The sequence below is a fragment of the Paraferrimonas sedimenticola genome (genome assembly GCF_002282855.1).
GTDB classification, from domain to species: Bacteria; Pseudomonadota; Gammaproteobacteria; order Enterobacterales; family Shewanellaceae; genus Paraferrimonas; species Paraferrimonas sedimenticola.
In genome coordinates this window covers 191098-213124 of record NZ_NRIR01000005.1, presented here as the reverse complement: position 1 = coordinate 213124, position 22027 = coordinate 191098, and the positions used below count along the sequence as shown (strand labels likewise).

The 22027-nt window shown below is 50.8% G+C and carries 15 protein-coding genes; 7 read left to right on the top strand and 8 right to left on the bottom strand.

What is annotated here, in order from left to right; translation table 11 throughout:
* Window positions 1-7 precede the first annotated feature (7 nt).
* Both CLC93_RS10505 and CLC93_RS10500 read right to left on the bottom strand, forming a co-directional pair.
* The gene (locus CLC93_RS10505; protein ID WP_169902970.1) at window positions 8-688 is read right to left on the bottom strand and encodes a transglutaminase-like domain-containing protein; all 681 of its coding nucleotides are present in this window, start codon (window positions 686-688) and stop codon (window positions 8-10) included.
* Between the two features lie 86 nt (window positions 689-774).
* Entirely contained in the window at window positions 775-1686 is a 912-nt protein-coding gene (locus tag CLC93_RS10500; protein ID WP_095505917.1) for a hydrogen peroxide-inducible genes activator, read from the bottom strand.
* Window positions 1687-1871: 185 nt separating this feature from the next.
* Here CLC93_RS10500 and ahpC point away from each other — a divergent pair, with 185 nt between their 5' ends.
* The 4 genes from ahpC (at window position 1872) to CLC93_RS10480 (ending at window position 7081) form a co-directional block, all read left to right on the top strand.
* Window positions 1872-2435 carry an alkyl hydroperoxide reductase subunit C gene (ahpC, locus tag CLC93_RS10495; protein WP_095505916.1) on the top strand — a complete coding sequence of 188 codons (564 nt, stop codon included), beginning with the start codon at window positions 1872-1874 and terminating at the stop codon, window positions 2433-2435.
* A 97-nt stretch (window positions 2436-2532) separates the two neighbouring features.
* Window positions 2533-4074, top strand: coding sequence for an alkyl hydroperoxide reductase subunit F (ahpF, locus tag CLC93_RS10490; RefSeq protein WP_095505915.1), 1542 nt, complete (start codon window positions 2533-2535; stop codon window positions 4072-4074).
* Window positions 4075-4328: 254 nt separating this feature from the next.
* Complete coding sequence (locus tag CLC93_RS10485; RefSeq protein WP_095505914.1) at window positions 4329-5858, top strand: DUF3360 family protein; 1530 nt, start codon at window positions 4329-4331, stop codon at window positions 5856-5858.
* Between the two features lie 245 nt (window positions 5859-6103).
* Window positions 6104-7081: a glutathione S-transferase family protein gene (locus tag CLC93_RS10480; protein ID WP_095505913.1), complete on the top strand. Its 978-nt coding sequence runs from the start codon at window positions 6104-6106 to the stop codon at window positions 7079-7081.
* On the opposite strand, the gene CLC93_RS10475 is transcribed toward CLC93_RS10480, so the two are convergent.
* On the bottom strand, window positions 7076-7648 hold the full coding sequence (locus tag CLC93_RS10475; protein ID WP_095505912.1) for a DUF3833 domain-containing protein: 573 nt from the start codon (window positions 7646-7648) through the stop codon (window positions 7076-7078). The genes CLC93_RS10480 and CLC93_RS10475 overlap by 6 nt on opposite strands.
* Window positions 7645-8142, bottom strand: coding sequence for a chalcone isomerase family protein (locus tag CLC93_RS10470; protein ID WP_211286853.1), 498 nt, complete (start codon window positions 8140-8142; stop codon window positions 7645-7647). Before CLC93_RS10470 ends, CLC93_RS10475 begins: the two co-directional genes overlap by 4 nt.
* Before the next feature lie 96 nt (window positions 8143-8238).
* On the opposite strand from CLC93_RS10470, the gene trhA reads away from it, so the two are divergent.
* Entirely contained in the window at window positions 8239-8937 is a 699-nt protein-coding gene (gene trhA, locus CLC93_RS10465) for a PAQR family membrane homeostasis protein TrhA (RefSeq protein ID WP_211286852.1), read from the top strand.
* On the opposite strand, the gene CLC93_RS10460 is transcribed toward trhA, so the two are convergent.
* From CLC93_RS10460 to CLC93_RS10450, 3 genes are all read right to left on the bottom strand, one after another.
* On the bottom strand, window positions 8934-14381 hold the full coding sequence (locus CLC93_RS10460; protein ID WP_169902968.1) for a transporter substrate-binding domain-containing protein: 5448 nt from the start codon (window positions 14379-14381) through the stop codon (window positions 8934-8936). The two genes, trhA and CLC93_RS10460, sit on opposite strands and share 4 nt — an antisense overlap.
* A 149-nt stretch (window positions 14382-14530) precedes the next feature.
* Window positions 14531-15748 (bottom strand): amidohydrolase family protein, encoded by a 1218-nt coding sequence (locus CLC93_RS10455; protein WP_095505910.1) that lies wholly within the window; start codon window positions 15746-15748, stop codon window positions 14531-14533.
* Between the two features lie 10 nt (window positions 15749-15758).
* Complete coding sequence (locus CLC93_RS10450) at window positions 15759-17144, bottom strand: amidohydrolase (protein ID WP_095505909.1); 1386 nt, start codon at window positions 17142-17144, stop codon at window positions 15759-15761.
* A 273-nt stretch (window positions 17145-17417) separates the two neighbouring features.
* On the opposite strand from CLC93_RS10450, the gene CLC93_RS10445 reads away from it, so the two are divergent.
* Entirely contained in the window at window positions 17418-17861 is a 444-nt protein-coding gene (locus tag CLC93_RS10445; RefSeq protein ID WP_095505908.1) for a hypothetical protein, read from the top strand.
* A gap of 79 nt (window positions 17862-17940) precedes the next feature.
* A complete protein-coding gene (locus CLC93_RS10440; protein WP_095505907.1) occupies window positions 17941-18330 on the top strand; it encodes a YcgJ family protein in 390 nt (129 codons plus the stop codon).
* Window positions 18331-18598: 268 nt separating this feature from the next.
* Here the strand turns inward: CLC93_RS10440 and CLC93_RS10435 are convergent, their stop codons facing one another.
* Window positions 18599-21829 carry a TonB-dependent receptor gene (locus CLC93_RS10435; protein WP_169902966.1) on the bottom strand — a complete coding sequence of 1077 codons (3231 nt, stop codon included), beginning with the start codon at window positions 21827-21829 and terminating at the stop codon, window positions 18599-18601.
* Between the last annotated feature and the right edge of the window lie 198 nt (window positions 21830-22027).

Below are 22027 nucleotides of genomic sequence, written 5' to 3'. Positions count from 1 at the left end.
AGTTTTGTTATTGTTTGGCTTGCGGGCTAAAGCTGGTGTCTGAGCCCGCGGTTAAGCGGCTGATATCCATCATTAGCTTGGGGTAGTGTTTTTCAAAGTTCTCGAAAATAAACTCAGTGGGCACATCATCAAAACAACCATGGTCAACCAGGTATTCCATGTGCTGACTGCCATCTTGAGTATAGGCCTGAAACAGGCTGTCATTAACGCCATCAAAGACCAGCGGCTCGATACCGAAGCGCTGACAAAGCGTCGCGTCAAACACCGGCGTGGCTTTGACCCAGCGCTCGTTCAAATACAGGCTGACGTAGCCGTGCATGGTAAAGACATCGCTGCCCAGCAGTTCAATCAGGCGCGGAGAGCTTAAGTGGTTTTTCACATCGGCCAGTCCCAAACGGGCCGGCACGCCGATCGCACGACACATGGCAACCATCAAGGCAGACTTGGGAATACAATAGCCCTCACCCGCTTGCAAACAATAGCTGGCTTTGAAACTTTGCGGCGCTTGCGCCACCGAATAGGGGTTATAAGGATAGTCGTCGCGCACCAGGCGATAGATGGCCAGCACTTGCTCAAGCTTTCCACCATTGGGAAGACCAGCGAGCAGCTCCTGAATGGCGGGGTGCTGATAATCGAAGTACTCAGTGGCTTGGGTTAACGCTTGCTGCTGTGGTAACGACAAGGGCATAGCGGGCATCTGTTAAACACTTGTTTGAAAAACTGTGAACTCCACTATGCCGTTAACGTTAACGTTAATCAACAATAAATCTACTTTCAAGCAACACAGCTGACTCCTTGATTCAGTTGCCCGGTAAAGAGTTTGATGAGTCGTTGAATGTTATCCACACCGGCGTAATTAAGGCGGCAGATAAACGCCAGCTTTCGGTGTGGACCTGGCTCATCGAGCGGGATTGCCGACAAGCCAGGCGCTTGGCGTTGCAGCGCGGGCAGCGACATCTCGGGAATGAGAGTGACTCCAAAATCACCAGCCACCAGCTCTACTAGCGTCGCCAAACTGGTGGCGGCTAGCGAGTGCTGCGGTGCTTGCTCGACCAGATGACACGCAGCAAGGGCATGGTCTTTTAGGCAGTGGCCGTCTTGTAACAATAACAAGGTGTGCTCAGACAGCTGTTTACTCGACACTTGCGCCTGGTTCGCCAAAGGATGCGATGCATGGCTTAGCACCACAAAGTTCTCTTCCCAAAACTCAAAGCAGTGCAAGCCTTGCGTGTCGTATGGCAAGGCCAATACGGCACAGTCTAATAGCCCATCGCGCACTCGCTCTAGTAAGGTAGCGCTCTGCCCTTCCTCAAGTGTGAGCTGTAGTTGAGGGTATTGGGATTGCAGTTCAGCCAGCACTCGCGGCAGTAAATAAGGACCAATGGTCGGAATGACTCCCAGGCTCATAGGCATGGCTAATGGGTCTTTGTGTGCCTTAGCCGTCAGCATCAAGTCATCCACCTGCAAGCGAATGGTTTGCGCTTGCTCGAGTAGACGCTCGCCGATGGGTGTTACCAGCACTTGCTTGTTATCCCGCTCAAACAACTGACAGCCCAATTGGTTTTCCAACTCGGCCACCCCAGTACTCAAGGCCGACTGGGATACGTGGCAGACCTCAGCGGCCTTTTTAAAGTGGCGAGTCTTGGCCACGGCCAAGGCGTAGTTCAATTGCTTCAAGGTGATCACTGGGCGTCTCTCCCTAGGAGTGAATGTACATTCTGTTTTTTAGATTGCTTCGATAAATACTATTAATTTTTTTAAATCAATGCCAGCGCTTAATATTGACTCATCGCTAAGGCTCTAGCGCAAAGCAAAGAGCCGAAAGCAAACGTTAAACCACTTTAATAACAGAACCTGTAAGGAAAATTACCATGGCTATGATTGGCAAAAGCATCCCAGAATTCAGCGCGCAAGCTTTCCACAACGGTGACTTTAAAACCATCACCAGCGAAGACGTAAAAGGCAAGTGGTCCATCTTCTTGTTCTACCCTGCCGACTTCACTTTTGTTTGCCCTACTGAGCTGGAAGACATGGCCAGCCACTACGAAGAGCTACAAAAGCTAGGTGTCGAAGTTTACTCAGTGTCAACCGACACTCACTTTGTTCACAAAGCATGGCACGACACCAGCCCAGCCATTGGCAAAATCAACTACCCAATGATCGGCGACCCAACAGGCAACATCACTCGCGGCTTTGACGTGATGATTGAAGAAGAGCACCTAGCACTGCGCGGCACCTTCTTAGCCGACCCTGAGGGCATCATTAAAGTAGCAGAGATCCACGAGTTAGGTATCGGTCGCTCAGCCAAAGACATGGTTCGCAAAGTCAAAGCTGCCCAATACGTTGCTAACAACGACGGTGAAGTTTGCCCAGCAGCTTGGGAAGAAGGCGAAGAGACACTGACTCCAAGCCTGGACCTAGTTGGCAAAATCTAAGCTAACGCCCCTGCAGGAATAAGGCGGCCTAGCCGCCTTTTTTCTCGAACTTTTTTGACATTGTATGCCCCAGATTGCACGCACTAAGGAATTGATTATGCTATCCAATGCAATACTTGAGTCGCTTCGCGGCTACACCGCTAACCTCGCCTCACCAGTAGACTTGGTGCTGCAATCCGGGCAGCACCCCAAGCGCGAAGAACTGCAGGCTTACCTGCGCGATGTCGCCAGCACCAGCGACAAGCTAAGCGTGCGAGAAGCCGACATTAATCTGCAAAGCCCAATCAGCTTTGCCCTGTACCAAGACAATGAGCCTAGCGGCATTGTGTTCTCGGGTATTCCCGGTGGTCACGAGTTTAGCTCGCTAGTGCTAGCTATCCTGCAAGCTGGCGGTCACCCGATTAAGCTGGACGAAGGCCTTAAAGCTCTGGTGACTAGTATTGACCAGCCCTTGGTGTTTCAGACCTTTGTTAGCTTGAGCTGCCACAACTGCCCAGACGTGGTGCAAACCCTTAACCAGTTTGCGCTACTAAACCCGAACATCAGTAGTGAAATGATCGACGGTGGACTGTTTCAAGATTTAATTGAGAAGCACCAAATTCAAGGTGTGCCTACCGTTTTACTGAACGGCGAGGTATTCGCCAACGGTAAAGTCGAACCGGCCCAGCTTATCGACAAACTTCAGCCCTACAAAGGCGAGGCCAAGCTCGACAACAAACCACTTGAGCAGCAAGACGTCACCGTCATCGGTGGTGGCCCTGCGGGTATTTCTGCCGCGATTTACGCCGCTCGAAAAGGCCTGAAAGTCACCATGATCGCCGATCGCATTGGCGGTCAGGTCAAAGACACTCAAGGCATCGAAAACTTAATTGGTACCCCGAAAACCACGGGCTCCGAGTTAAGTCAGTCGATGACGGCACACTTAAACGACTACCCTATTGAGCTAAAGGAATACGCTCGCGTCACTGATATCGACAATGGCGAGATTAAGACGCTAAACCTAAACACCGGTGAGCAGATCCAAACTCGCAGCCTAATTGTCGCCACGGGTGCCAAATGGCGCGAGCTAGGTGTCCCTGGCGAGAAAGAATACCTAGGCCAAGGGGTGGCTTACTGCCCACATTGCGACGGGCCTTTCTTTAAGGGCAAAGACGTGGCTGTGATTGGTGGTGGTAACTCAGGCATTGAAGCGGCGCTGGATTTGGCTGGTATTGTTGAAAGCGTTACTGTGTTTGAGTTCATGCCCGAGCTCAAGGCCGACCAAGTACTAATTGACCAGGCCAAGGGCCGCGACAACATTCGCATTATCACTAATGCCGCGGTGTCTGAAGTGTTAGGCGATGGCAATAAGGTGACCGGACTACAATATCTGAATCGCGAAAGCGAACAGACGGAATCTGTGGACTTGGCCGGTGTATTTGTGCAAATCGGACTGGTGCCTAACTCTCAACTGTTTGACGGCATACTCGAGCGCACACAGGCCGGTGAGATTGTTATCGACGAGCGCGGCCACACCAGTCAGGCCGGGATATTTGCTTGTGGTGATGTCACCACTGTGCCCTACAAACAAATTGTGGTGGCCATGGGCGAAGGCGCGAAAGCCTCGCTGGCGGCCTTTGAATACTTGCTAACTCACTAATTCCCTTAAGTGCTAACCTGCGTTTGGCTAACCTCAATCATTTGGGGTTAGCCATTTTTTTAACAATTTCCTCACTAATGTTCGAATCCAGCACACACAAGCACTCCGCATAGCAAGGCAAGCTTACGTTTACGTCAACGAAGCGAGAGTTAAGTCACAATGTGTGCTACCTACGTCTACCCTAAACCGGACCTTTGCTACCATTACTCAATACTCGACCTTAAGGCACTCTACCGCCGGACACTGAGGAAACTATGAGCGACACCCCAAACGTTAATGCCAGCTCAGAAGAGAAATCCTACAGCGAGCTACATCGCCCATCTCATGAATTTGCATCGCGCTCGGACTATTTAGACCACGAACTGCAAATCATGAAACCCCGTCGCTGGCGGCTCAATTTACCCGGTCGAGATTTCCGTTTTGAGTGGGAGGATTTAGTTCCAGCCTTAGCCGGTACTATTGGCATTACCGTCATGTATTCAGCGGTAATGACCGCTTGGGCGGCAGGCCTAACCGAACGTTGGGATCACGTTAACCTAGGTGCTGACTTCATCATTGAAAACGTGCGGGTTGAAATGCTAATTCCCGCATTCTTGTTTTGTATTTTAAGCTCGGGTTTTATCAACCCCAGAGCCAATTTGGGCGGCAACCACGGCCCAATGATCCCTTTGATCGGCGCGATTGCACTGGCAGGCGCGCACCCGTTGGCTTTAGCGATTTTGCTGGGAATATTTGGTCTTGCGCTGAGCTTTGTCAAAGGGGGCTCTAGGTTAGTGAACCTCACCGGCAAAGGGGTTGCCGGAGGGCTACTGGTCTACCTTGGCACCATGGGGGCCATCTCGCAGATCACCTCTTTAGTGACTTGGTCAGAAGGACTGCAAGCTAAACACTCGCTCGAGTCAGGCTTGGGCTTTGTGGCTTTTGCCATCCTATTGATTAATATCGGCCTGTATTCTTATTTGGCTAGAATTGGCAAACGTTGGCTGGCGATCCCCTTGTGCTCGCTAGCGGCAATCGGGATTGCCTTGTTATTAGGTGCCGGCATTGACCTGAAATTTACCACAGCACCTGGCTTGCCTAACCTCAATCCCGTGTACTGGTGGGGCTCCACCGAAACCGGCTGGCAACTAGGCTTGCCGACACTGGAACACTTTGTCGCGTCTTTGCCGTTTGCACTGCTCGCAGTGGCCATGTGGTCACCGGATTTCTTGGGCCACCGCATTTTCCAAGAACTCAATTATCCAGAGAAAACCGAACGCGTACTGATGGATGTCGACGACACCATGACCACATGTTCGGTCCGTCAAATCGTCGGTACTGCGGTCGGTGGCGGTAACATCACCTCATCTTGGGGGACCTATATGATCCCGGCAGCCATCGCTAAACGTCCAATCCCAGCCGGTGCAATATTGCTGGGGAGCTTGTGCATAGTGGTGGCGATAGTGGGTTATCCAATGGATGTCGCCATGTGGCGTCCCGTGATGTCAATCGCGCTGCTCGTCGGGGTGTTTTTGCCGTTACTAGAAGCTGGTCTGCTGATGGTTAGAAAGAATGAAGACAGCCAGTCTGCTGGCATCTGTATCTTTGCCTCTATCGTGGTTAACCCTGTGTTTGGTTGGGCTACTACCATGTTGTTGGATAACAATGGCCTGATTGGAGATAAAGACAGACCAAAATCTCTGTCTATCGCGGACCGCTTGTTCATTCCTTTAGCCGCCTTCCTTGTGTGTACCGTGGCCATGTCAGCGGTTGGCATGCTACCTGGAATTCCAGCCTGGCTGTAAGCCTTAGCCGCTGAGCATCAATAACGACCGTTTAGGCAGCCCCTAAACGGTCGCTTTTATAGAGCGATACGTACAACTTTTCGCCATTTTCTTTCGATTCAGTTCCATCTATGCTGAAAACACTCATTGGGGGTGTGCTGCCGAGTTGCTCGAGCAAAACCGACAATTCTGGTCCACACTCTGTGTAGCAAAAATTCATTTTAAATTAATTACCTGCAAAGAGTTCAGGTGCAGAGGAGAGCAGCATGGGACTACTCGTAGACGGCAAGTGGCAAGACAAATGGTACGACACCAAATCCACCGGTGGCGACTTTAAGCGCGAAGAAGCTCAACTGCGCAATTGGATTACCGCCGATGGTGAGGCTGGCCCTAGCGGACGCGCCGGTTTTCCCGCAGAGCTCGGGCGCTACCATCTATATGTATCGCTGGCCTGCCCTTGGGCGCACCGCACCCTAATCTTCCGCAAGTTAAAAGGCCTTGAAGACCATATTAGCGTGTCTGTTGTAAGCCCTGACATGCTGGAAAACGGCTGGACCTTTGACCGCGAAGCACATTCCACTGGTGATCATTTATACCAAAGCGAGTTTTTGCACCAGATATATACCCGCAATCATTCGACCTATACCGGCCGAGTAACAGTGCCGATTCTGTGGGACAAACAACAAGAGTGCATAGTCAGCAACGAATCCTCAGAGATCATTCGCATGCTCAACAGCGCGTTCGATCATCTCACCGGCAATCAATTGGACTTTTACCCAGAGTCGCTGCGCGGCGAAATCGACGCCATCAACCCATTTATCTACGATACGATTAACAATGGCGTCTATCGCTGTGGCTTTGCTACCACTCAGGACAAGTACCAGGAAGCCTATCACAAGCTGTTCGATGCCTTGGACGACGTTGAGCAACGTTTATCTGAGCAAAGGTATTTGGTGGGTGACGCCCCAACTGAAGCCGACTGGCGCTTGTTTACTACTTTGATTCGTTTCGACAACGTATATCACGGCCACTTCAAGTGTAACCGCCAGCGTTTGGAGGACTACCCAAACATCTCAAATTACGTACGTGATTTGTTCCAGTTCAAAGACGTTAACGATACGGTGGATATGTTCCACATCAAGCGTCATTACTACTACAGCCACGCAAATATAAACCCGACTCAGGTTGTCCCGGTCGGGCCTAATATTGACTACCATGCGCCCCATGATAGGGGCTTGCTATAACGAAGTATTTTTGAGTTCATCGGTTTGGCGAATGGCGAGGATAACCTCGCCAAACGTCAGACCAAATTTCTTGATGTAACTGCGGTTGATTAGCTCACCTTCGCGGATTTGATACAACCAGTCGTCGAAGGTCACGCGGTAGGTATCCCCACCGACTTCTAAGTCCATTTCGTACTTCCAACGCAGGGCGTAGCCACCGACTTCACCTGTGGCCTCGCCGATAATATCTGAGGCTTTGCCCGAATAGCTGCCATCCGCGTTTTTGGTGATGTACCAAGTGCGAGTGGTTTTCTCGCCGTCATCCCATTCAAACCACTCCTCGAGTACGCCCTCGTCGTCTTTCCAGGTACCCACCATGGTCACGTAGAAACGGCGCTCTACCTTACCTTGGCGATTGAGCACGACACCAAAGGCCTCTAACGGCCCGTTAAAAAACTGTTTCAAGTCGATGGGCGCTGTCTCTGCCTCTTGGCGATAATCTTCGATGCTCGCTGAGCCACACGCTGACAATCCCAATAGCGAAGCGGCCAGTACCAATATCCTTGTCCATGTCCTTATAAGCGTCATTTATTCAGTCCTATCAATTGTTGTCGTAATTCGGGTTCGCTGCTGCGTTCTGACAGCCAAATGTCCAAAAAAGCACTGGCAAACTGCTGGTCATTAACCGTACCCAGCACTTGCCCGTTGTGGAAAAACTGGTGACTGCCGTCCGACTCCACAAGCAAAGTCAGTTGGTCACCTTCTTGCACGTCAGGCCAAAGTTGCTGAAGCTCTTGCAGCCATTGCTGCCGCTGTTCACGGGACACATCGAGGTGTTCCCACTGCTCATCAGTGGCATCAATTAAATCCTCTGCGGCGATGTCTCTGCTGTAGGTAATCTGCAGTGCCTGGGGCCAGTTGCTCGGTTCAAAGGTACCGCTTTCACTGTACAAGGCGGCATGATAAAGCTCAAAATGCCACCAACGCATCTCGCCACTACCCACTTGTTGTAGGTCCTGAATGGGGGCGGCCCAAGCCAAGGGGGTCATCATCATGCCAATCAAAGCTGCTCGAATTTTCATGTCGCTACTTCCTTACTTACCCTGCTAATACCCAGATAAAACGCAGGGAGAAGCCAAAGCGATCACTAGAGTAATAACTCGATTTTAGGCTTACACATGTACGCTAAGTGTGCCATACTGAGCCGACGCTTGATATTGAGAATCACTATGGCATCCGATTACAGCCCGCTTGAAGAAAGGGCCAACGCATTCAGTCACGGTTTGGGAATACTACTCGCACTCGCGGGCATGGGCTATTTGTGGCAACAGGCGCTGCAGGCTCAACTATCACCGCTACACAGCGCAAGCTTGCTGCTTTACGGCGCGAGTCTGGTGCTGCTATTCAGTTGCTCTACCTTGTATCACACACTTGCTCATACTCAAGCCAAGTCGTTTCTTAAAACCTTAGACCACTGCGCCATCTTTATTCTTATTGCAGGGACCTACACGCCTACCTTGTTGGCACTCAACACTGAACTGGCCTACTGGTTATTGGCCATTATTTGGGGTTTGGCCATCGCAGGCGTACTGTTAAAGCTCAAATTCGTTTACCGCTTCAAACGTCTGTCACTGACCGTATATTTGATCATGGGCTGGTTGGCGTTGGTCGCCGCCTATCAATTGTGGGACCGTATGCCTGCAGAAGTGCTGTTGTGGCTGCTAGCCGGCGGCATTGCCTATAGCATTGGCGCAGTATTCTACGCCGCCAAGCAATTAAAATTTGGCCACGCCGTTTGGCACCTATTCGTGCTTTTAGGCGCGGCTTGCCACTATTTAGCGGTCACTCACTTGGTTCCGCTTTACGGAGCGAGTTAGTCCTGCGCCAGGCTAGCTAGCTCTTGCTGCATGGCTTGGCAATGGCTTAACGCCTCGTCAAAATCAAACGCTTGTAACGCCCCTTGTAAGGCCTGCATTTGCTTGAGTTGTGACCCATTGAGCCCAAGCTTGGCAATCAGCTCTGCCAATTCGCCTGCCGACGCATCATAGTCGTTGAGCATTGCCTCTAACTGGATCAACAGCCCCTGCAGTTGTACCGGATCCGCCTCCGCTTGTGGCACTCGCTCCTCTACCGCTGCTGTCGCTTTCTTCGAGTCGGCAAACAGCGGAGCTAATTCGCTTTCCAGCGCCAGCATGCTTTGCTCGAATTGCTGCCAGAGAGCGCTGTCGCTATTCTGCATGGACGCTTTGAGTTCTGCCTCCAGTGCTCGACTTGCTTTGGCGACGTCCAGCGCACCTAAATTACCGGCCACACCGCTAACCGTATGCACCAGTCGCACTGACAAGCTTTGATCTTGGGCATCCATCGCCTGCTTGATCTCTGCCAAAGTCCCGTTGATTTCACCGCCAAACTTTGTCACAAGCTTGCGATATAACCCAGGATTGTTGGCACAAGTCGCCAAGCCAGCGCGGTAATCCAGCCCCGCGAGCCCCTCTAAGCTGACTTCTTCATGACTAGACGGCGAGCTTTTTACGGCTGCAGTCTGGGTCAATACCGGCTTGTCATCACCCGCTTTTATCCAACGAGCCATAGTGGCAAACATCACTTTGACGTCAATGGGTTTAGCAATGTAGTCATTCATGCCGGCATCGAGGACCTTGTCACTGTCACCGGCCATCGCGTTGGCCGTCATAGCAATCACGGGCAAGTCGCGCCAATGTGGATTTTCACGGATCGCTCGAGTGGCTTGATAGCCATCCATGACTGGCATCTGGCAATCCATCAACACGCCGTCAAAACTTTGCGAGCGCAATAGCGCCAAGGCCTCTTCTCCGTGGTTAGCGACCTCTGCGGTCATGCCGTTTAAGGTCAGCAACTCGAGCGCCAACTCTTGGTTAATCGCGTTATCCTCCACCAGCAAAATATGCGCGCCTTTTAGCACCGCTAAGTCCTCGTTCAGCTTTTGCTGACGATCTTTGCTAGGTGCTTCCCGAGTAATTTCTTTACCTAAGGCACCCATAATGGCTTCGAGCAAAGCAGACGGGGTTACCGGTTTCACCAGGAAGCCGCGAATGTCTACGTTGCTGGCCGCGGCCATGGCTTCTTCACGACCATAAGCGGTTACCATGATCAAGGTCGGAAGGTTGGACAAGGACTGCTGTTCTTGAATGCAGCGACTGGTTTCAATGCCGTCTTTGCCTGGCATTTTCCAGTCCATGATCACAAGTTGATAAGGGTCTGATTTGTCGGCATTGGCAATTGCCTCCAACGCCAAATCACCAGATTCCACTTGGTCGACTCTAAAGCCCAGTGATGCCAACATGCTCGAGAAAATCTCTCGCGCCGTTAAGTTGTCGTCCACTACCAGCACGCGAATCAGCTCGGGCGCCACTTGGCCTAAACGACGAGCGCTTTGCGGGCCAGATTGCTTGCTCAACTGCACTGAGAAGTGGAAGGTTGAACCGCGGCCAGGCTCGCTCTCAGCCCACATTTTACCGCCCATCATAGTGGTCAAATTCTTAGAAATGCTCAGGCCTAATCCGGTTCCGCCGTAATAGCGGGTCGTGGAGCTGTCCGCTTGTTGGAAGGGTTTGAACAACTTGAGCATCTGCTCTTTGCTCATACCAATGCCTGTGTCGGTCACTGAGAACAGCAACTGCACCGCATTTGGGTCGTCTTCTACCGGGGTGTGACTGACGCGCACCACCACTTCGCCCTTGTCGGTAAACTTAACCGCATTATTGCCTAGGTTGGTCAGCACCTGTCCTAGGCGCAGTGGATCGCCCATCAAGGAGGTTGGCATATCGGTAGGTACGTCGAACATCAGCTCTAGGCCTTTCTCTTCGGCGCGCATGCCCACCAAGTTGGCCAGATTATCCAGCACGTCTTCCAGCCTAAAAGGCACTTCCTCCAAACTCAGCTTACCCGCCTCGATTTTCGAGAAGTCCAGAATGTCGTTAATTACCCCAAGCAAGGTCTCCGCCGAACGGTGCGCTTTGTCAACGTAGTTGCGCTGTTTCGGGTCAAGGTCGGTTTGCAACGCCAAATGCGACATGCCAATCACGGCATTAATTGGCGTACGGATTTCGTGGCTCATGTTGGCTAGGAAATCACTTTTGGCCTTGGTCGCCGCTTCGGCCTTTTCTTTGGCCATCCGCAATTCGTTTTGGTAGCGACGGATCTCGGCACGAGGCCCAGTCACATCTTGCACAAATGCCAGTTTTTGGCCGTTAGGCAGCACCGCCAATCGGAACTGACACTCTTTAGTCGTGCCGTCTTTGGCGGTAATGGTGTAAATTGCGTCGCGGTTGACGAAGTTATCCTGCACATCCAGCTCAAAACTCTCGATGACAAACTGGCGGTATTCTGGATCAGGAAACATGGTTTGATACCAGGTATCCGCATCGCCGATCTCTTCCATTTGGTAGCCGGTAATTGCCACCCACATGGCGTTGGCAAACACGTAAGACATGGCTTCATCCGAGTCCACCAACAACACGCCACTCGGCGCATTTTCTAGCAGGCTGCGAAGCTGAGCTTCACTGGCGGCAAGCGCTTGCTCTTGAGCTTTGCGCTCGGTGATATCGCGCACCGAAGCCACCACCAGCGGGCCGGTATCCGACTCCATGGGCGCCAGCTCAATATCCACTGGGATCTGATTGCCGTGCTTGGTTACACAAAATAGCTCGGCGCCTGCTCCCATTGAGCGCACCTCAAACTCCTGCAGGTATTCACGGCGTTGCTGTTGATGGGCCTTGCGATAACCGTGGGGAATCAATAGCTCCACCGGCTGACCGAGTAGCTCCTCTCGAGGGTACTCGAACATCTTTTCCGCCTGGCTATTAATCAGCTCTACAATCCCCTGGGCGTTAACAATGACCATGGCGTCTGGTGCCGACTCTAGTAGGGCTTGGAAACGCGCCTCTTGCGCTTTGCGGTAGCTTATTTCTTTGGCCTGACGGCGAGTCCACACCACAAACCCGATAAAAATAATGCCGATTGGGGTTAATATCCAAAGTAGGAAACTAGTGTCTATGCCCTCTTCGACCTGAACTCTGATCCAGTCCTGATAGATTCGAGTGCGATCCGCTTCGGTCATATTGGCCAGCACCTTGTTTACTATGCTCACCAACTCGGCGTTGTGATTTTTCACCTGAAAGGCAATATTGACTGCCTCGGGTAAAGTGCCCGAGATTTTCAGTTGCTCGCGACCACCGGTACTCAGCCAGTGAGCCACTACTGGAAGCACGTCGATATAGGCGTAAGCCTTGTGCTGCATAACCGCATTCATCCCTTCAACTTCGTTAGGGACGGGTAAGTATTTCAGTCCAGGATAGGTCTGCTGTAATAGCGCCATTGCCGATGAATCGGCATACACAGCAATCACTTCTCCTTGCAGTTGTTCAACACTGCTGATGTAGCTGACTTCACTGCGAGTTGCGATTGCCAAACGGTTTGAGATCAAAGGATCAGAGAACAGTGAATCTCCGCGCTCCAACTCATAGGTTGAAGTGGGTAGTGCCATGATCTCGTCTCGAGCAAAGGCGTCTAACACCTGTCCCCAAGACTCGTATTCTTTAAATCGGAATCTCAAGCCCGTGGCTTCGGCGATGTAATCCAAATAGCTACCGGCAATCCCAGTGAGCTCTCCATTCTCAATGAAGGAAATGGGAGGCCACTCAATTTCGCTGAAGGTCACCACAGGATTAGCTTCAATCCAGGCTTTTTCATCTGGCGTCAGCACGACCGGCTCAAAAGACTCACTCCCGCTAACAAGTCGAATAGCCAACCACTTGTGGTCTATGTCTTTGCGGGTTTGTGGTGAAATGCTGCCAACCATCAGATCCAACAGTTCGGCAAGTTCTGGGCGCTGTTTGGAAACCGCAAACGCCAGGTTATAAGCATACTGAGTCTCGAAGTTCATTTTGAGATTGATCAGCGCTTGTCGATTAACCGACTCGGTCGCCACCTGTACATTGCCTATGTAGGCATAAACCTCGCCTTGGGATACTGCCAACAAGGCCGAATCCACATCCGTGTAGGTTTTTATCTCAATATCAGGGTAATCGCGGCGAACCAGTTCTTCTTGCATGTAGTTCTCAAGAACCGCCATGGTTTTGCCACTAAGTTGATCGAGGTCTGAATATCGCGGAGAGTTGATGGCGGTGAATACCGCAATCGGGATCTCAACGTAGCTACGAGTAAACAAGAAGCGCTCGGCGCGCGCCGGGGTTTTGGTTAACCCCGCAATTACATCTATCTCACCCGCTGCGAGAGCGTCTTCCACTTGCTCCCACGGCAGCTCTACCATGGGCACAAAGTCTTTGCCTAAGCGCTGTTCTAAAATGTGAACGTAATCGGCAACAATGCCGCGATAAGTACCATCTTCATCAATGTATTCAAACGGATACCAAGTTGGGTCCATCCCGAGTTTTAAGTTGCCTAGAGCATCGATCAACGCCTGTTGCTCACTGCTTAACTGAACTTCGCCGCTACGCTTGTCGGCTATCTGTAAATCACCGCTAGGCGCTCGGATCCATGTTTGCTCAATGCGGCTGCGCTGCGCCTCGTCAATTTGCCCCATGGCTTTGTTAATAATACTGGCCAGCAGCGGCAGGTGTTTCGGCACCCCAAAGTGGACCTTATCCATTTCGATGCCGGGGTCGGCGTTGATGCGCAGGTTGATCAGGCGCAGTTGCTCGGCATTCCACAAAGCGGCGATTTGAGAGCCAACATAAGCGTCTGCTTCTTCACGAGCCAATGCTCGCAAAGCTTCTTTGGTGCTGGTTTTTAGAGTGACACTGGCGGTAGGAAAGTTTTGCGAGGTAAAGCGACCGAGCACGTATGTTGAGTCCACCAGCACGCGTTTGTCTTTCAGCTCATCAAACGAGCGGATGGGTTTGGCGTTGCGACGAGTGATGATGGCGTAAGGACCAACAAAATAAGGTTCGCCAAAAATGAAATCGCGCTCACGGGACTTTGACCAGCTCAAGCTCATCATCACATCGATGTCGCCATCGATTGCCATTTCATATGCTTCTTTAAACGGACGCTTTGGCTGAATCTGAAAATCTATTCCTGTTTTTTGTTCAATCAGCTCTAGGTAGGCGCTGGCGATCCCCCTTTGAATGCCCGATTCGTCTTCGAAATCAATGGGCGCCCAATTCGGGTCGGCACTGACTCGAATCACGGGATTATCGACAATCCACTGTCGTTCTTCCTCGGTCAACCGAAGATTCGAATCGGGTTCCGCCGCGTGCACAGCACTCAGCCACGCCAACGCGATCAAGGATAAAAGGGATTTCCAGATCCATCCGCCCATGTTTTGGTCACTCGTTATTGCATTTGTTAACGGCATGTAAGCCATCATACTCTCTCACCCGCACAAGATCACGACCGAGGACATGACCAAGCAAACAAAAAACCCCCTATCCTGTTGAGGAACGGGGGTTTTATTCCAGTTAGATTAGGCTAGTAACGATACGCTCTAGGACGCTCGCTCGCGCCAGTGTAACGTTCCCGTAGTTTGTCTTGTCGGCTCTCAAGAGAAACCGCTTCGCCGTTAATCCACAAGCTTTCCAACTTAGAATCGTACTCAAACGGGTCGGCACTCCAAAGGGCCAAGTCGGCCTTTTGACCAACCGCTACACGACCGGCTTGTAAACCAAATACTTGGGCGACAGAGCTGGTAATCGCTGCCAGAGCCGCTTCTGATGGCAGCCCATTGGCGACAGCGTTGCCGGCGTAGTAGCGAATGCGCTTAAGGTTATGCGCCGAGGGACCCACAAACGCCATTTGAACACCAGCTTGATGCAACTGAGCGGCGCGCTCGAGCGTTGGGGTTAGGCTGTCAAAGCTACCGGGCAGGTTATCCATCGGATTGATAAGCACGGTGACCTTGGCCGCAGCGATTTGCTGCGCGACTTTGGTGGCTTCGGCAACGCCCACTAACACTAGGTTCAACTGAGCGTAGTCGTCCTTCAAACGCAGCAATTGCAGAATATCGGCAGCGCGGTCAACCCTCACCAATAGTGGCATATCGCCGTCCACTAACGCTTTGGCCAAACGCGCTTGCGCCTTTGGCTCTTTGTCTTCTTTGTCGTCGGAAGGCTTTGCGGCGTTATCCAGTAAGTCGACTATCGCTTTGATGTCGCTGACTCGAGAGCCTTTGTCGTGATAACCCACACTGGCCAGCGCGCCTAACTCGGTCACCATCCAACCATCGAATTCGCTGCTCAAATCAACCGCGAAGGTCAATCCTTTAAAGGTACCCTTACCGCCACTTGGCGCAACGATTGCCGAGGTAACACCACCTTGGCGAGCATACGCCTGCAACGCAGACTTTGGATTGAAGGCCGGGCTCGGGTCAAAGCTGATGTCGGCTTTTTCCTCGCGGTCGTCGCGAGTTGCGGCCACCATACCCACCTCGGTTAGACCTAGGTTATTCATGGCGGCGATAAAACCTGGAGTGAGGATTTTGCCCCGGCCATCGACGACCAGCTCAGCGTTGACACTGGCAGGGTTAATCGCGCTAATCACACCGTCTGTGATGACCACAGTGGCGTTTTCAACCGCGGCATTGTCGCCATTTGCGGCGATCATAACGTTTTCAATGGCCATGGACTGAGCCAGAGCGCTGCTACTAATAGCGCCAAGGGCAAGCGCCAAGGCAATAGATGATAACTTCATGGCGTGCTCCTTAATCTCGGCCTAACAGAAAATCACTTTTGGCTTGATAGTCGGCATCGACGCGATCGTAGACCTTGGCCCCATCGATAAAGACTTGCTCAGCCTGAGCGTAGACGCTAAACGGATTGCCGTTCCACAGCACCACATCCGCGGCTTTATTGGCTTCAAGGCTGCCCGTCTTATCGGCAATCCCTAACGACTTAGCGGCGTGGGTGGTGATCCACTTAATAGCGTGTTCTGGGCTGATATTAAAGCCGTTGCGATTGGCGTTAGCCATGATCTTGGCAGTTTCTTGATTCAAACGCTGAATGGTATCCGGTGAGTCCGAGTGAACGATGGCACAGGAATTCTTAACTGCATCAACCAGGGCAACATTCTCGTCAATGCCGTCTAACGCTTCCATTTTAAAGCCCCACCAATCTGGCCACATCGCGGCACAGTTGCCATTCTCGGCCAGCAAATCGGCTATTTTGTAAGCTTCTACGGCGTGGTGGAAAGTCCCCGAGTGATAGTTAAACTCTTTGCCAAGATCGATCATCATTGCCATCTCTTCTGCTTTGTAGCAGTGGTTGTGAATAATGATGTCGCCCTCGATGGCGCCTTTTAGAGTATCTAGTTGCAAGTTGCGCTCTGGCGCTTCTGGGTTCAGTCCCGCTTCATAATCGGCTTCGTACTTATCCCAAGCGCGTTTGTATTCGGTAGCCATCGACCAAGCCATACGATAGCCGGCCATGTTACCCATGCGGGTCTGTGGAGCGATGCTCTTAGAGCCGTAAAGGCGTTTCGGGTTTTCCCCGCAAGCCATTTTTAAGCCGTATGGCGCTTCTGGGAATTTCATGCCCTGCACTGTGGTGGCTGGGATATTTTTCAGCGTGACGCCACGTCCACCAATCAAGTTGGCCGAACCAGGCAAGATTTGCAGGGTTGTGATGCCGCCAGCACGAGCGGTTTGAAAGCCGGGGTCATTCGGCCAAACACTGTGTTCAGCCCAAACTTCTGGCGTCAGTGGGCTGGTCATTTCGTTGCCGTCAGCGTGCACTTTTACACCTGGCGACGGGTACACACCTAAGTGACTGTGAACATCGATAATACCCGGCGTTACCCACTTGCCTTTGGCATCGATAACCTGCACGTCAGACTCGGCCTTCAATCCTTGGCCAACGGCAATGATTTTGCCATCGCCAAACAATACGTCGGCGTTCTCAAGTTTCTCCCCAAGGCCTGTCAATACCGTGGCGTTCTTAATCAGAACGCTAACCGAAGGCAGGACTTGATAGGTGCTTGGATACGGGTTAGGGTCTATCTCGACCTTAGGCTGCGGCGTTGAGTTTGGCTGACAGCCAGCCAATGCCAACGACAGCCCTGCAGCAGCGAGGGACAGGCGTGTTTTCAACATAGGTGTTCCTTTGATTCCCTTGAGGATTTCTTGTTATTCCAGAAGCGCGTGCACTTACCTTACCAGAGTGGCGATCGAAACCTCAACAAAACACCCTTCAGCGCAACAACCAAGCTGTAACAACCAGAACACATACCGCCATCCCCATTAATATTAGCCTTTCACTTTTGAACAGGCATAGTTCAATCCGTTTAAGCGGAACTTTAGATCATTGTTCGTTCAGCTTTGCACCGGCATTATGCGCCAACCTTATTAATTGGCTGAGATGTAACCATGATTAAAGATTTGAAACCTGAAATCATATTTCACTTCGAACCAGGCACAACTGATTTGGTTGAGCCGGACGAGCTGTGCGAAGCTGAACAGGTTGCACTGGAAGTTGAGCTGAGCCAATTCGTGCAGAATGCACTGACAGACAGCCGCCGCGAAGGTGTGCGCTTTGTCACCAACTTAATTCGCGCCAATACCGCCGGAATCATCGAGTTAACTGGCGGCTATATGCTCGAACCGACCGAAGCCCTGGTTGAGCAGTATTTGCAAACCCAGTTCGAAGGTAGCGTGATGGATTCAGAAGACGAAGACATTAACGCCAAGCTGTGGGATGTGGTGGCCGCCTATCAAAACGAAACTCTGCTTAAACGCAAGGCCGAACGCTTTGTTCAGCATATTCAGTTTACCTTTGAAAATATGCGCTTAGGCCAAAAGCAAAGCCATTAAAACCACCCCAAAATAGGTCCAATTGAGCTATGCTTGAGTATAGGAGTTCACTCAAGCCAAGCCACACAAGGAGCGTGCTATGGATCGCCTATTAAAAACCACTTCACTGTGCATCAGTCTCGCCGTCTTGGCCGGTTGCGACACGCCAGATCCCAGCCCTAGCGTCAGCGATATATTTAGCCCGGAACCAGGCATAGTCTGCGATCGCGTCGCTGGTTTTTGCGCCGATAGCTATGGCATATCCATGGAGTTTACTAAGATATTTCTCGGCCAAGCGGCGCAAGATTCCATTCTCAAGTGGGTCAAACAAAACACTCAAGGGGATGCCGCGGATCTCAGCGTATTCACTTTGAGCAATGGCGTTAGCTGCAGTAGCGAGCAGCGCCTGTGTTTCAAAGGTCATTTAAATTCGAGTACCAGTAAGCCTTATACCGCCATGCTGTATCAGTCCGATATCAGCCAGAACTAACCGCTTTCGAACAAAATTCACACAATAGTGACCTGGATCAAAACCCTATAAACCTCTGTTGGCTAGGATAAAAGTAAGCCTTCGCAACGAAGCGCTTTAACTCAGAAAGGGAGCTGGCCATGAAATTGTTGAATCAATATTCCGAGCTAATCGTAATTTTTGGCGCCATCGTAGCCTTAGGCGTTTGGACCTATCTCAGTTAACTCGTAAACAGAGGAAAAAAAACCAGGCAAATCACTGCCTGGTTTTTTGTTGTCTTGCGACAGGGTTAAAAGACGTAACGTATACCGACTTTCATTTGCCAAGTTGAACGTCGAATATCGTACGTACTCCAGTTGTTGAACTCGTTAGCGGGTCGACCAAATGCTGGAGAGTAGGTGTACATACCATCTCCATTTGGTCCGCCGTTTGGATCATAGGTATGATCCACCAAAGTTTTGGAGGCGAAGCGCTCATAGCGAACCCAACCCCAATCCTTATTCAGCAGATTCAATACGTTTTTGATATCAAAGTAGACAACACCTTTGTGATCATCCATAAAGCCCGGCAATTCTTGGGTAAATCGAAAATCTAACTGTCGAGTCCAAGGTTGCTGACTGGTCCCTTTGGGAATAATTTGACCAGCATATTTACTTAATCCGAGCGAATCCAGGGTCTGCTTGAAGTCCTCGTAGGTCAAACCACCAGAGTAGGACACATTAGGATCGTCAGGACCGGTCGGAATGTATGGTAGGTAGGCATTCGACGAATTGAACGACGCCTGGTCTCCATGATCTCCGTCACGGAAGCTACTAAGTACCCAGCTCAAAGGGTGGCCTGCTTTGGCTTCGAAGAACAGGTTAAATCCAGTTTTATACCCATCGAAAAACTCGGTATCGTAGCCTAGCGTTGTCACAAATCGGTGAGGCACTTCATAGACACCAGGGCCTAATGTCGTCCCATTACGGTCAAACTGAGTGAGTGGGAACTGGAAGTTCGACGTTGCAGTTGAAGATGAACCTTGGTTACCTTCAGTTACTTTATTCCAAGCGTAGCTAGTACGGAAGCGAATGCCGTTATCCCAGCTCTTGGCTAAAGTGAATGTTAACGTCTGGCTCTTACCATCTTGTTCGGCGTTGGTCAGGAGCAAGTCATATCGATTGGTCGGTGAGTCCATCCCTTCGGGTAACTTACCGTCGTATGTTTCATAGATTACACGTCCAGCGAAGTTGACATCGACAGGCCTACGCGCCAAATCCACCCAGGTCACGTCGTTTTCTTTCTGAATGTGCAGGTATTCACCACCTACGTACCATTCGTCACCTAGTACAGGGATATCCACCGTCCAGTCAAACCCTAAACTAGCGCGCAGATCCGATGGCATTTTAAAGTTCGGGTCAAGCGCGTTTACGTTACCGTCTCCGCCGACTAGCAGAGCTTGAGCCTCTGGTGGCACGTTAGCAAAGTCTAGGTTCCAGTTTGGATCCCAGTTGGTATCAGGGAAGGCGGGGTTGTCCATCCGCAATACACGGATACCGTCGTTAGAGAAGCTATTAGACATCCATACATTTGGGTAACCGCCACTGAATCGCCCTACCCCACCTTTCAGTGTGAACTCATCAGTGAGGTACCAAGTGAAACCAACTCGAGGAAGAATTAAGTCCTTTCCATCAAAAGTGGCGTTGTTAGCGAATCCATATCGGTCAAAAAAGTTCTGATTGAACGATGGAGAGTCGGACATGCTAAATCGTTCATATCGCAGGCCAAAGGTCAATTCAAAGTCATCTGTTAGCAGCCACTTATCTTCCGCAAACAAGGCTAAGGTTTTTAGATTAAACTTGGCAGCCGCATCATTTGGGTTACCTGATTCAGTGTTCTGATACCCAAATCGCCCGACAGTTTTGTTCCTAAAATCATCGATGGTGTTGAATTCCCAAGTACCGAGGGAATCTTGCATGAACAAGTTGAACACTTCCACGTCGTTATACTGGAAACCAAAACCCAGTTCGTGATCGCCTATCAGGTAATCACCGACGAAACGGATTTCCAGAGTATTGTTGCTCAACACGTTTGAGTGACTTGAGCGTTCGGTACCGAACGTCAGATTGTTCGTATCAGCCGGGTCGCCCAGCGCATCGCGACTGATTTCCACCTGACCAAGGCCGGTATTGGTGACCGGATTTCGATTGGACTTAGTATCCTTGTATGCAATTTTTAATTCGGTGGTGAAGTCAGTGGTCCAATCGGAATAAAAGTTCAACGAGTAAGAATTGAGGATTTCTTCTTTGTCATACCAATAACTGGACAATCGAAGCGAGTTACTGCGTTCAGTGGTAGCGTTAGTGACGTTACCCTTGGTGTTCTGATAGGTAAATGCGGCTCGATGGTCGTCTGTTATATTCCAGTCGATTTTCGCAAGGATTTTTTGGTCTTTTTCCTGAGCACGGCCATCGAATACACCAATATTATCCAGACCATAAACGTCTTTAGCTATGCCCAACACTTCATTGTACTGATCAACGGTGAACGAAGTTGAGTTAGGGAAGCCAGCGCCGGCTGGGCCCCAAATAGTGCGTTGCGGCGAGTCAAAGTTTTCGTAGGAACCGAAGAAAAACAGCTTATCTTTGACAAGTGGAAATCCAATGGTGCCGCCCCATGTCGTTTCCTTGAAATCTTGCTCAATGTCTTTTCGTTCTTCGTCCTGTGAAACACCTTTGCCGGCCAGCTGATCGCCGGTGAACTCGTAAAACAAACTGCCCTTCACTTCATTGGTACCGGACTTGGTCACCGCATTAATCTGAGCACCAGAAAAACCACCGTACTTCACAGAATACGGTGAAGTATTCAACGCAACACTTTCAACCGCGTCAATGGAAATAGGTGAACGTTGGGTAGGATAGCCGTTAGAGTTCAAACCAAAATCATCGTTTTGGGATACCCCGTCGACTACGAAACTGTTAAAGCGAGGGTTAATACCAGCGACACTCAACGAAATACCATCGTTGCCGATCACCGCCATTGGGTTTTGGCGCACCACGTCTTTCAAGTCGCGGTTTAAACCAGGGGCATTATCAATATCCTGGCGACTGAATTCGCTGTTACTGCCACCATTTAGCGCGTAATACTGGGTACTACTGCCGACCACAGTAATCCGCTCAACCGCTTGAACATCGCTCAATTGTCGATTGAACCTGAGGGTCTCACCCAGATTCAAAAATATGTTTTCTGCTAAGTCGTCTTGGAACTCATCCGAGTCCACGACAATTGTGTATGGACCACCAACGCGCAGACCACGAGCAGTAAAGTTACCTTCGTCGTTAACGGTAAGCTCGGTGACAGTGCCGGTTGGACCGTGAATAATAGTGAGTTTGGCGTCGGTTACGGCTTCGCCATTAGGGCCGGTAATAGAACCTCGAATGGTGGACGCCGTTTCAGCGGCCATCACTGGCACGGCTGAACCGATGGCAAGACACGTAGCTAGCGCAATGGCGCTAACCCGATTGAGTTTCGCTTTCATCATCGTATCCCTGTTACATAGTGATTTTGGGTATTCACTTCGAGCTGTGTTGCCCATCCGCTCTTACGGCTAATTTAGTGATAAGCAATACTTTCGCTCAGAGTGATAACACTCAGATAACAGTGTAGTTACATTTTTGTGAAAGGCCTGAAATCTAGACAAAAAAAAGCACCTAAGCTCAGCTTAGGTGCTTTTGAGAAA

What these genes read in the sequence shown, in the direction of transcription:
- CLC93_RS10505 (WP_169902970.1), bottom strand. Translation starts at nt 688, where the DNA reads ATGCCCTTGTCGTTACCACAGCAGCAAGCGTTAACCCAAGCCACTGAG.
- ahpC (WP_095505916.1), top strand. Translation starts at nt 1,872, where the DNA reads ATGGCTATGATTGGCAAAAGCATCCCAGAATTCAGCGCGCAAGCTTTC.
- ahpF (WP_095505915.1), top strand. Translation starts at nt 2,533, where the DNA reads ATGCTATCCAATGCAATACTTGAGTCGCTTCGCGGCTACACCGCTAAC.
- CLC93_RS10485 (WP_095505914.1), top strand. Translation starts at nt 4,329, where the DNA reads ATGAGCGACACCCCAAACGTTAATGCCAGCTCAGAAGAGAAATCCTAC.
- CLC93_RS10480 (WP_095505913.1), top strand. Translation starts at nt 6,104, where the DNA reads ATGGGACTACTCGTAGACGGCAAGTGGCAAGACAAATGGTACGACACC.
- CLC93_RS10475 (WP_095505912.1), bottom strand. Translation starts at nt 7,648, where the DNA reads ATGACGCTTATAAGGACATGGACAAGGATATTGGTACTGGCCGCTTCG.
- CLC93_RS10470 (WP_211286853.1), bottom strand. Translation starts at nt 8,142, where the DNA reads ATGAAAATTCGAGCAGCTTTGATTGGCATGATGATGACCCCCTTGGCT.
- trhA (WP_211286852.1), top strand. Translation starts at nt 8,239, where the DNA reads ATGTACGCTAAGTGTGCCATACTGAGCCGACGCTTGATATTGAGAATC.
- CLC93_RS10460 (WP_169902968.1), bottom strand. Translation starts at nt 14,381, where the DNA reads ATGGGCGGATGGATCTGGAAATCCCTTTTATCCTTGATCGCGTTGGCG.
- CLC93_RS10455 (WP_095505910.1), bottom strand. Translation starts at nt 15,748, where the DNA reads ATGAAGTTATCATCTATTGCCTTGGCGCTTGCCCTTGGCGCTATTAGT.
- CLC93_RS10450 (WP_095505909.1), bottom strand. Translation starts at nt 17,144, where the DNA reads ATGTTGAAAACACGCCTGTCCCTCGCTGCTGCAGGGCTGTCGTTGGCA.
- CLC93_RS10445 (WP_095505908.1), top strand. Translation starts at nt 17,418, where the DNA reads ATGATTAAAGATTTGAAACCTGAAATCATATTTCACTTCGAACCAGGC.
- CLC93_RS10440 (WP_095505907.1), top strand. Translation starts at nt 17,941, where the DNA reads ATGGATCGCCTATTAAAAACCACTTCACTGTGCATCAGTCTCGCCGTC.
- CLC93_RS10435 (WP_169902966.1), bottom strand. Translation starts at nt 21,829, where the DNA reads ATGATGAAAGCGAAACTCAATCGGGTTAGCGCCATTGCGCTAGCTACG.